General features: G+C 48.3%; 7 protein-coding genes and 1 pseudogene. 3 read left to right on the forward strand and 5 right to left on the reverse strand.

The annotated features are described in order from the left end of the window. Window positions 1-475: 475 nt before the first annotated feature. Complete coding sequence (locus tag HMPREF2954_RS00900) at window positions 476-1,240, reverse strand: phosphatidylserine decarboxylase (protein ID WP_045072918.1); 765 nt, start codon at window positions 1,238-1,240, stop codon at window positions 476-478. Window positions 1,241-1,458: 218 nt separating this feature from the next. Between HMPREF2954_RS00900 and uvrA the strand changes: the two genes are divergently transcribed. From uvrA to HMPREF2954_RS00915, 3 genes are all read left to right on the forward strand, one after another. Then, the gene (gene uvrA, locus HMPREF2954_RS00905) at window positions 1,459-4,344 is read left to right on the forward strand and encodes an excinuclease ABC subunit UvrA (RefSeq protein ID WP_045072921.1); all 2,886 of its coding nucleotides are present in this window, start codon (window positions 1,459-1,461) and stop codon (window positions 4,342-4,344) included. Window positions 4,345-4,359: 15 nt separating this feature from the next. After that, the gene (locus HMPREF2954_RS00910) at window positions 4,360-7,059 is read left to right on the forward strand and encodes an NACHT domain-containing protein (RefSeq protein ID WP_045072923.1); all 2,700 of its coding nucleotides are present in this window, start codon (window positions 4,360-4,362) and stop codon (window positions 7,057-7,059) included. A 288-nt stretch (window positions 7,060-7,347) separates the two neighbouring features. Further along, window positions 7,348-7,878: an REP-associated tyrosine transposase gene (locus tag HMPREF2954_RS00915; protein ID WP_045072924.1), complete on the forward strand. Its 531-nt coding sequence runs from the start codon at window positions 7,348-7,350 to the stop codon at window positions 7,876-7,878. Between the two features lie 217 nt (window positions 7,879-8,095). Here HMPREF2954_RS00915 and HMPREF2954_RS00920 read toward each other — a convergent pair whose 3' ends face one another. From HMPREF2954_RS00920 to HMPREF2954_RS00930, 4 genes and pseudogenes are all read right to left on the reverse strand, one after another. Then, window positions 8,096-9,415 carry an MFS transporter gene (locus HMPREF2954_RS00920; protein ID WP_045072926.1) on the reverse strand — a complete coding sequence of 440 codons (1,320 nt, stop codon included), beginning with the start codon at window positions 9,413-9,415 and terminating at the stop codon, window positions 8,096-8,098. A 17-nt stretch (window positions 9,416-9,432) separates the two neighbouring features. Then, a pseudogene (locus HMPREF2954_RS12790) lies at window positions 9,433-9,558 on the reverse strand (IS5/IS1182 family transposase); the annotation flags it as partial. A gap of 289 nt (window positions 9,559-9,847) precedes the next feature. After that, window positions 9,848-10,696 carry an ABC transporter ATP-binding protein gene (locus tag HMPREF2954_RS00925; protein ID WP_082054492.1) on the reverse strand — a complete coding sequence of 283 codons (849 nt, stop codon included), beginning with the start codon at window positions 10,694-10,696 and terminating at the stop codon, window positions 9,848-9,850. After that, complete coding sequence (locus tag HMPREF2954_RS00930; RefSeq protein WP_045072391.1) at window positions 10,683-11,546, reverse strand: SDR family oxidoreductase; 864 nt, start codon at window positions 11,544-11,546, stop codon at window positions 10,683-10,685. Before HMPREF2954_RS00930 ends, HMPREF2954_RS00925 begins: the two co-directional genes overlap by 14 nt. Between the last annotated feature and the right edge of the window lie 161 nt (window positions 11,547-11,707).

Consider the following 11,707-nt stretch of genomic DNA (forward strand, 5'->3'; position numbering starts at 1 on the left):
CGCTACTGTCCTATTTTGATTTTAATTGACTATATATAGAAAGCGAACCGTGGGAGCGTTGTTTAAAACGATATGACCGCGAGCACACTTTCTTCTACGCTGCCACGCCATATTGGCAGGCGGTAGGCTACGATAGCGCTTTTGATTGGTCCCAATACGAGCTGCTGGCTAAGGCAATGGCGGAGAGTAAAGGCAAGGTCATGTTGTCCATCAATGGCCACCCTGATCTCAGGGAGTTGTTTAAAGATTTTCGTATTACTCAACTGGAGTTGGCTTATACCGTAGGCAGAGATAAGACGGGTAAAACTAGCGGCGAATTGGTTATTTGTAACTGGTAAAAAACAAAAGCGACGTTTCCGTCGCTTTTCTTATTTTCTGCTATCCGATATATAGTGCAAAAGCTGTCGCAACTTTTAAAACGTACCGAGTGCAAAAGTTAATGCAACAATGTGCAAAAGGCGGCGGCTTACAAATGTTAATCTTTTAAAGCCTGTTCCGAGGCATTGCGGACTTTATCGGCAGCCGCTTCGATTTCGGATTGAGCAACTTCGGCAGCGCTTGTAGTTTTAGTCGGCGCGGCAGCTTCAGGGGCTTGGATTGGTAGGCGCGCCAAAACAGTGCGCACGCCGGTTACTTTGTCGCCGATGGCAACTTGTGCCTGCGCGTCAACCGGCAGGTACATATCGACGCGCGAACCGAAGCGGATAAAGCCGTAGCGTTCGCCGCGGGTCAATTTTTCACCCACTTTGGTGTAACACAAAATACGGCGGGCAACCAAGCCTGCGACTTGGACGAAGGTGATTTCGCGACCTGACGCAGTGGTCGCCAGTACGGCGTTGCGTTCGTTTTCGGTACTGGCTTTGTCCAAATCGGCATTGAGGAATTTGCCTTTATTGTATTCGACGGCGGTTACGGTGCAGTCGGCAGGCGATTTTTGCGAGTGGACATTAAAGACGTTCATGAACACGCTGATTTTCAACGCTTCGGTATCACGGTAAGGATCGCGCGCGCGCTCGACGACGACGATGCGTCCGTCAACGGGGCTTAAAATCGCTTCGGGATCTTGCGGAATTTCGCGGGCGGGGTCACGGAAAAATTGCAGGGCAAATACGGTGAAAATCCAAAACGGCAGCGACCACCAGCCGCAGCAGGCAGACACCAGTAAACTCAATACCAAACCGCCGCCGATAAACGGCCAGCCCTCGCGGGCGATAATCGGGTGGGGGTACAGACGGTTCATAAGTCAATCCTTTTCTATGCAAATTTTATTCAAATCGCCGCCATTATAACGGAATCCGATACGCTTTTAGCGGTTGCGCCCGTTTTTTGGACAGAATGCGAAAGAAGGTCGTCTGAAAATCCGCTCCCCGTCTTTTCAGACGACCTCCCGCAATCTGAAACCCAAGCGAAAAGTGTTACAATAGCCGTTTTATTTTAGCCGCTTAAGACAGTCCGACCATGTGCAACCACCATCATCAAAACGACAGCAAAACTCCCCACTCAGAAGCCCGCGACAACGACACTATCCGCATCCGCGGCGCGCGCACGCATAATTTGAAAAACGTCGATTTGGACATTCCGCGCCACAAGCTGGTGGTGGTCACAGGGCTGTCGGGCAGCGGCAAGTCGTCGCTGGCGTTTGACACGCTCTATGCAGAAGGGCAGAGACGTTATGTCGAGAGCCTTTCCGCCTATGCGCGGCAGTTTTTGCAGATGATGGACAAGCCCGACGTCGATTTGATCGAAGGCCTGTCGCCCGCGATTTCCATCGAGCAAAAATCCACCAGCCACAACCCGCGTTCTACCGTCGGTACGGTTACGGAAATCCATGATTACCTGCGCCTTTTGTACGCCCGCGTCGGCACGCCGTATTGCCCCGAACACAATCTGCCGCTGTCGAGCCAGACCGTGTCGCAGATGGTCGATGCCGTGTTGAAGCTGCCGGAAGACACGCGCGTGATGATTCTGGCGCCAGCGGTGCGCGAGCGTAAGGGCGAGTTTGTCGATTTCTTTGCCGACTTGCAGGCGCAGGGTTTTGCGCGGGTACGCGTGGACGGCGAGGTCTATCAGTTGGACGAAGTGCCGAAGCTGGAAAAAAACATCAAACACAATATCGACGTGGTCATCGACCGTGTAAAAGTGAAGGCGGACATCAAGCAGCGGCTGGCGGAAAGTTTTGAAACCGCGCTGCGCCACGGCAACGAGCGCGCATTGGCGATGGAAATGGACAGCGGCGAAGAGCATTGGTTCTCCGCGCGTTTCGCCTGCCCCGTGTGTTCGTACAGCCTGCCCGAATTGGAGCCACGCCTCTTTTCGTTCAACAACCCGATGGGTTCCTGCCCGACTTGCGACGGTTTGGGTAACACCAATTTCTTCGACCCCGAAAAAGTGGTCGCGCATCCCGAATTGTCATTGGCAACAGGCGCGATTGACGGTTGGGACAAGCGCAACCAGTTCTATTTCCAAATGATTCAGTCGCTGGCGCGGCATTACGGTTTCGATGTGCAGGCTGCTTGGGAAACGCTACCTGAAAAAGTGAAAAAAGTCGTGCTGCACGGCTCAGGCAAAGAAGTCATTGATTTCACTTACCTGTCCGAACGCGGTACTACGTTCAACCGCAGCCACGCCTTCGAAGGTATCATCCCCAATCTCGAACGCCGCTACCGCGAAACCGACAGCGAAACCGTGCGCGAAAAACTGCGCGAATACCAAAACCACCGCGCCTGCCCGAGCTGCGGCGGCGCACGTTTGCGCAAAGAAGCCCGTTACGTTTACGTCAGCGGCGAACCTTTACACGAAGTCTCCGCCTGGCCGCTGACCAAAACCCACCAATTCTTTGAAACGCTGGATTTGGACGGCAACAAAAAACAAATCGCCGAAAAAATCCTCAAAGAAATCACCGAGCGCCTCGGCTTTCTGATTAACGTCGGACTGGATTACCTCAATCTCTCCCGCTCCGCCGAAACCCTCTCCGGCGGCGAAGCCCAGCGCATCCGCCTCGCCAGCCAAATCGGCAGCGGCCTGACCGGCGTGATGTACGTATTAGACGAACCCTCCATTGGCCTGCACCAGCGCGACAACGACCGCCTGCTCGCCACCCTCAAACGCCTGCGCGATTTAGGCAACAGCGTGATTGTGGTCGAACACGACGAAGACGCTATCCGCGAAGCCGATTTCGTCGTCGATATGGGCCCCGGCGCGGGCGAACACGGCGGCAACGTACTGATTGCCGACACCCCCGAAAACGTCGCCAAATGCGAAAAATCCGTTACCGGACAATACCTCAGCGGCAAAAAATCCATTGCCGTGCCGTCTGAACGCACGCCCGTCAATCCCGACCGAATGCTCGTCCTCAAAGGCGCGCGCGGCAACAACCTCAAAAACGTTACCCTCGAACTGCCGCTCGGTTTGATTACCTGCATCACCGGCGTATCCGGCAGCGGCAAATCCACCCTGATTAACGACACCCTCGCCAAAATCACCGCCCGCGAACTCAACCGCGCCCAAGAAGAACCCGCCCCATACGACAACATCCACGGCCTCGAACACCTCGACAAAGTCATCAACGTCGACCAATCCCCCATCGGCCGCACCCCGCGCTCCAATCCCGCCACCTACACCGGCCTGTTCACCCCCATCCGCGAACTCTTCGCCGGCGTCCCCCTCTCGCGCGAACGCGGCTACAGCGTCGGCAGATTCTCCTTCAACGTCAAAGGCGGCCGCTGCGAAGCCTGCCAAGGCGACGGCGTGATTAAAGTCGAAATGCACTTCCTGCCCGACGTGTACGTCCCCTGCGAAGTCTGCCACGGCAAACGCTACAACCGCGAAACGCTCGAAATCCAATACAAAGGCAAAAACATCAGCCAAGTCCTCGACATGACCGTTGAAGAAGCCCGCGAATTTTTCGATGCCGTCCCCACCGTATCGCGCAAACTGCAAACCCTGATGGACGTAGGCCTAGGCTACATCCGCCTCGGTCAGTCCGCCACCACCCTCTCCGGCGGCGAAGCCCAGCGCGTCAAACTCGCCTTAGAACTATCCAAACGCGACACCGGCAGAACACTCTACATCCTCGACGAACCCACCACCGGCCTGCACTTCGCCGACATCGCCCTGTTACTGGAAGTCATAGGCCGTCTGAAAGGCAAAGGCAACTCGATTGTGATTATCGAGCATAATCTGGACGTGATTAAAACCGCCGATTGGATTGTGGACTTGGGGCCGGAAGGGGGAGATGGCGGGGGTAGGATTATTGCCAAGGGTTCGCCGGAAGATGTGATGAAAGTTAAGGGAAGTTATACGGGGAAGTATTTGAAGGATATATTAAATTCAATCAATATTTAATATAAAGGAAATTTCATGGACTTTATCCTTAAAAAAATTAATCAGAAGCTAAACATTTTCTCTATGCAAGAGCAGGTTTCCGAGCTAAACATCTACTCTCAAGTAAGAATGGAATATTTATTATTCTTAGCACTAGGCTACTTATGGAATAAAAATATATCTAATTTAGATGAACAAAAGAAAGAAAAAGTTTTCAATCAAATCTTGAATCCTACTATTGGCTCTATTGTCCAAATAATTAGGGATCTTGACACAGAAAAAGAAATTCTCTCAAAAGAAGTTTCCAAAAGTTTCAATAATTATCCCGAGTATCGCAATCAACTTATAGGACACGGCTATACATTTTCCAACAAATCCGGAAATATATATGAAAAACTAAATTCTCTTTATGAAAATATTGAAAAATCCCAAAGTTTCTTCATGAAAAATTTATGGTCATTCTATACAGTGGTTAAACTGGACAATGATTATTATTATGGCATTAAATTCTCTCCTAATGGAGATGAAGAACCTTTCAAAATAATTAAAAAAAGTATCCGGAATTTATCAATGGAAGTAGGTAATGTTTACATTTCAAATGATTTAGAAGCATCTTCAGCTAATAGTTTTTTCCGTGTATCACCTTTTATTCACCTACTTCCCGACTCATCTTCTGTATTCTGCTTTTCAAAAATTAGTGAAAAACTAGTTGGAAAAGTTACTTATAATAAAATATTTGAAACTGATCGACTTAGCTTAGAATGGCCCGAATTTGAAACCTTACAAATACAAAATGATGGTCGAAGAATCAAAACACAAAATGGGACAATTAGAAATATTTACAATAATAACTATAAAAAATATATAGATATTGGGGTAAAAAATAAATTAATAACCTTTTTGAAAGATGGGAAGTCCTCTGTTGCTGCTATTTTATGGGGACATGGAGGAGTAGGAAAAACCGCAACAATCCAAAGTGTTTGCGATGATTTTTCAAATTCTGAAAGAAAGTTTTTTGACTATGTAATTTTCTTATCAGCAAAAGATCGAATTTATAATATCCATACTGGGGATGTTAATGACATTACAGATAGGGTCGTCAATTATCATGATTTGCTGGCTTCTATAAATAATTTGATATTTGATACCTCATTATCAAATACATCCGAAATTGAAAAAGAATTCATCAATTTCCAACAAAAAATTCTATTAGTTATTGATGATTATGAAAGTTTTTCCAAAGAGGATAAGTCAAAAATAAATGATTTAATTACTAAGCTTAATATCAATCATCACAAGGTTGTTATTACAACACGCTCTGCAAATATCAAAATTGGTGAGGAATTTCAAACTAATGAATTAAATAAAAGTGACACTATTGAATTTTTAAAACACATTATTAAAAATGAAAATTTGATACCTATCAATATACTTAAAAAATTAGAAAGTAAAGCAGAGATTATTCATTCAATTACTAGTGGTCGTCCTATTTTTATAATGCAATTAGCTTATATAATTGCGGCACGAGGTATAGATGTAGCCTTAAAATTTGATATTAAATCAGATAGTAAGGCTGTTGATTTTCTATTTGGCCGAATTTTTGATTATCTATCCAATCAGGCAAAAGAACTTTTTGCTATTATTAGTTTATTAGTAACCACTAATAATCTATCAAACATCCTCCATAAAGCGCAGTTTATTTTGAATATGGAATTCGATAATACTGGATTTTATAATGCTGTTAATGAATTAATTAAACTAAAAATTATAAAACTAGATGAGGAAGAAAAAATATTTGAAGTATACTCTCCCGAAATTTACCAAAAAATGAGCAACTATTTTTCCCAATTTGATGAAAAATTTAGGGAGATATGGTTAGAAAGAAATGAACAGATCAATAATCCAGAAACTAATATTGATCAAGCCTTACTAGAGACTGCTAATGCTTGTAGATTGTCCAAGCCTGAGTTAGAAGTTATTGAGGCATATCATCGTGTTCTAGAGAGAATAAATTGCTCCATTGAAATCAAATATCAAGCTATTAGTATGCTCGCTAGCTATCTGGCTAGCATAAAGAAAAAAGATGAGGCACTACGGCAAATTAGTAATTACAAACATTTTTTTAACGATATCAGTAATTTTCACACTAATTTAAATTTTACACGGTTATATGCTCGATTTAGCTGGGCTAATGGAAAGACAGAGGACAAGGAAAATGCAGTAAAGATATTAAGTGATTTTATTTTAATGACACTATCAAATAAATCTAATCTGATTACATCACTCCATAAAGATGAAGAAATTTTAGATCTTAATGGCCTGCTAATGCAATATAGCTGCATTAATGTTATTGATGCTTTAGACGAATTAAAAGATAGGAGAGAAGAAAAGACAATCTCAGAAACTGAATATAACTTGGAAAGAAGGAAATTACGGCAAGAATGCGAAAGACTAGAAAAACAATTTCTCCCTATCTGGCAGAATGTTCAGAATCAAAAAATCGATTTTAATTCTTTCAAAAGCTCTGCAAAACAAAATATTATCACTGGTTTATATAACTATATTGATGTATTAATTAGGTTAAGTAAAATGGAGCTCGCAAAAACTGTTGCTACTTTCATGAGAGATAATACACCTGGGAATTTTTATGCTCAATTTGATCGAAAAGTAAACTATACCCAAAAGAGAATTGAAGAATGGAATTATAAAAATTACCAACGTAAGAGCAAGCCGTAGCCAGCTGTAGCAAGCCGTAGCCTGCATACCCACCCCCTGCGTGCGTGGCTGCTCCACACACCCTACCTGCGAATCACGCGAAATTTCAAAACCAACGTGTAGGGTGTGTGCGGTACGCACGCACGCGGTTGATTGATTAACGGGTTGCCGTTTCAACTTTTAACTTCGTTGAAGCGAACGCTTTCAGACGGCCTCCAATGTCGTCTGAAAACATCAGCTTCGACAAAGTTAAAACCTTAAACAACAAACCGTTCCTTCTCCAACGCTCAAACCACAAACAAAAATCCTATGGCGCGTTATCGCAGAAACTTCATTGCCGGCGGCACATTCTTTTTCACTGTCAAACTCGCCGACTCGAAATCACGCCTGCTTGTCGAACATATCGGCTTATTGCAGGCGGCCTATATGGATGTGCAAAAACAATATCCCTTTGAAACCGTCGCCGTATGTGTGCTGCCGAACCACATTCACGCCATTTGGATGCTGCCGCCCGATGATGCGGATTATTCCCTGCGCTGGCGGCTGATTAAAACCAAATTCTCCGCACATTTCCCTCGTGCCGAAAACCTGTCCGCCAGCAAACAGCGGCGGCACGAACGCGGTATTTGGCAACGGCGTTTTTACGAACACACCGTGCGCGACAAAATCGATTTGCAGCGTTGCGCGGACTACATCCATTTCAATCCCGTCAAACATGGATTGTGCGGCAATGTCCGCGATTGGGCGTTTTCGTCGTTTCACTGTTATGTGCTAGACGGATGGCTGCCGTTAAATTGGGGCGGAAAAAAAGAAACGGCGGTAATGAGTTTTGGAGAGTGAATGCTATAAAAACCTATCCACCGCGCGCGGTACGCACGCAAGTAGGATTTAAATCATCTGTAGGTCTAGGCACAAATAAGTCTGCACAATTTAAACTCAACAACAAAAACCAATATATACTATACATATATATAATTAACTACTTTAAAGGTCGTCTGAAAACCAATTTTGAGTTTTCAGACGACCTTTACTAATTTTGGGCAGCGGATACGGTTGTTTAAGAGCTGATTTCCTCCAGCGTTCTGCCTTTCGTTTCTTCGCCCAATATCAAAACGACGGCGACAATCAGCATCATTACGCCGGCGAACATCATGAATATATTGCCGAATCCGCCGCTGCCGCCGACCATTTTGGCGACCACCATAGGCGCAAGGATGCCGCCGATGCGTCCGATTGCGCCCGCCCAGCCGGAGGCGAAGGCACGGAAGCGGAGGGGGTAGAGTTCGGGCGTGTAGGTGTATAAAACGCCCCATGCGCCGAGGTTGAAGAACGACATCAGGCTGCCCCATGTCATGACTTCGGCGGCGCTGCTGCTTTGTCCGAAAAACCACGCGCAGACGGCACAGGCGGCGAGAAAGCCCGCCAAAGTCGCTTTGCGCCCGATTTTTTCCACCAATGCCGCCGCCGCGATGTAGCCGGGCAGTTGCGCGACTATCATCACCAGCACATATTCAAAGGTTTTGACCACCGTATTGCCTTGTTCGACCAAGAGTTTTGGCAGCCAAGTAAAAATGCCGTAATAGGAAAAGACGATGCCGAACCAGACCAGCCACAGCATCAGCGTGCGCCGTGCGAAAGGCTGTTGCCATAGTTGTTTGAAGCGGATGCGCTGTTTTTCCTGTTGCGGCGGTGCTATGGCTGTTGCGGCGGGCGTAATCCCCGCTTCCTCTTCCAAGCGGCTGACCAGCCGGTGCGCCTCGTCCGTTTTGCCTTGCGAGAGCAGGTAGGGTACGGATTCGGGTATGAATTTCAACACCAGCGAGATATACACAATCGGCAGCGCGCCGATTAAAAACGCGCTGTGCCAGCCGAATTTTGGGATAAAGAAATAGGAAGCGAGTGCGGCGGCAAGCCAGCCCAAGCCCCAAAAACTTTCCAGCAACACGATAAAGCGTCCGCGTACTTTCGGCGGGGCGTATTCGCTGACCAATGACACCGCGACGGGAAGCTGTCCGCCCAGTCCTACGCCGACAAAGAAGCGGCAGGTAAGCAGTGTTCCGATGTCGGGGGCGAAGGCGCATAGACCTGTCGCCGTGCTGTACACTGCCATGGTCGCGGCAAATACGGTTTTCCTGCCGAAGCGGTCTGCCAGCCAGCCGCTCGCTACCGCCCCCAGTGCCATGCCGATAAAGGCGATACTGACTATCCAGCCCAGTTGCGCCGGCTGCAAACCCCATTCTTTGCCCAATGCGGGCAATATAAACGACACGATGCCGGTATCCATTGCGTCAAACAGCCAACCGATGCCGACCAATACCAGTAATTTGTAGTGGAACCTGCCCGGCGGCAATGCTTGCAGGCGGGAAAGAATGTCCATCTTGATTCTCCTTTGGGGTTTTGAGGAAACATATATAGTGGATTAACTTTAAACCAGTACGGCGTTGCCTCGCCTTGCCGTACTATCTGTACTGTCTGCGGTTTCGTCGTCTTGTCCTGATTTAAATTTAATCCACTATATTTCAGATTCGCTTGATTTTTGGTACTGTACCCGCCGGCGGCCGTCATTCCTGCGTAGGCGGAAATCCGTTGGAAACTTTGAAAAAACGGTTGCCGAAATTCAAAATTGGATTCCCGCCTGCGCGGGAATGAACGGCATGGATGCTTTTGATTTGGACTTACAGTAGAGTTTTTGCGAAATTGGGTGTTACCGGAAAGCAGACCCGGTGCTTGAGCGTGTACTGAAAATGGTTTGGGGTCGTCTGAAAACGATTGGGCAAAATCCAATATGTCCATTTTCAGACGACCTTTTCTAATTTTCTTCTTTTGCCCAATGCTCCCTTACCCGCGCTTTGCCGTCTTCGTCCAAACGGTGGTAAAGGTTGATGACTTCGTCGGCGGAGGTGGTGTTTTCCGGCTGTGCCGCGCCGAACAGGGAGCGTACATAATCATCCGTCGGATGGTTTTGAATATCCTGCGGCGTATCGACCTGCACCAGCCTGCCTTGGTGCATCACGCCGATGCGGCAGGCGAGTTTGGCGGCTTCGTTCATGTCGTGGGTAACGAAAACGATGGTGGTACCGAGTTTTTTGTGAATCAGGGAAACCGTTTCCTGAAGGGAAGCGCGGGCGAGCGGGTCGAGGGCGGAAAAGGGTTCGTCCATTAGCAGGATGTCGGGTTTGGCGGCGATGGCGCGTAGGATGCCGATGCGCTGCTGTTCGCCGCCGGAGAGTTCGTGCGGATAGCGGTTTAGGTAGGTTTCGGGCGGCATACCGACCAGCTCGAGCAGCTCGTTCACGCGCGATGTGCGCTTCGGTTTGTCCCAGCCCAAAATGTCGGGCATCAGCTCGATGTTCTGCCGCACGGTCATGGTAGGGAACAGGGCGATTTGTTGCAGAACATAGCCGATGCGGTGGCGCAGCCCGCGGATGTCGTAATCCTTAATACGCCTGCCGTTGAAATAAACATTGCCGTCGGTCGGCTCGGTCAGCGCATTAATCATGCGCAGTGTGGTCGATTTGCCGCTGCCACTGCCGCCCACCAACACGAAAAACTCGCCTTGATAAATGGTCAGATTCAGTTCGTTCACAGCGGTGTGGTTGTCGTAGCGTTTGCTGACGTTTTTGAATTCGATTAAGGGAGTATGTTCAGGCTGCATCATAAATATCCTTTGCAACTTCGACAAAGCGGCGCGGCTCACGTTCCAACAATTTCGGCAGGTCGTCTGAAACGGCGGCAAGTTCGCCTTTGGCAATGGCGGTGTAGGTGGAAACCCAGGCTTCAATCTGCCAATCGGGCGTGTCAGGGTACGCGGCTTTGCGGCTGGCGAAGGCTTCTTCCACGGTTTCATTGTGGTAGCTGTGAGGTTTGCCAGTAATTTCGGTTAAAACAGCGGCTATTTCAGCAAAACTTAATGATTGGGAACCTGTCAGCGTGTAGGTCTGATTATCGTGGCGGTGGTTGCCGCACGCGATGTCGGCGATGACGTTTGCCGCCGCTTGGGCGACATCGCGCTGAGAAACGCAGGCAACGCGCCCGTCGTCGGCTGGGCCTGCGATGATGCCGTCTGCATTGGCAATCGTTGCCATCATCTCACTGTAAAAATTGTCGCGCAGAAAGGTGTAACGCATATTTGTTTGCCGGATCGCATTTTCGGTAACCGCATGGGTGCGCGCCAGCGTGAAGGTGCTGTCCAACGCCGCCTGTGCAAAAGAGAGATAGACAATGTGTTTCACGCCCGCTTCCGAAGCAGCCTGCACTAAAGTCAAATGCTCCTGTTCGCGCGTCGGGCTCTCGGCAGCGGACACCATAAACAGCACGTCCACCCCGTTTAACGCCTGTTTGGCAAGCTCCAAATCACCATAGGCAAACCGCCGCGCCTCGCAGTTCGGCAGGTCGGGCGCTTTGGCGGGGTTGCGCAGCGGCAGGATAAGCGGCAAGCCGCGTGTGTTCAGATGACGGGCGACCATGCCGCCGATGTTGCCGCTGGTGCCGGTGATGGCGATGTTCATGGGGAACTCCTTGGGAAGTGGAGAGAAATAATAGGGGAAGGGTAGCTGAAAAAGTGGCTTTAGGGTAGACGGATTTTCAGACGACCTTTTAGAAGTAGTAAAGGTCGTCTGAAAACCGATATGAAGATTGAACTGCACCCCAAAAGTTGGACATCCCCTCC

This window comes from Neisseria sp. HMSC067H09, assembly GCF_001814135.1.
Classification (GTDB): Bacteria; Pseudomonadota; Gammaproteobacteria; order Burkholderiales; family Neisseriaceae; genus Neisseria.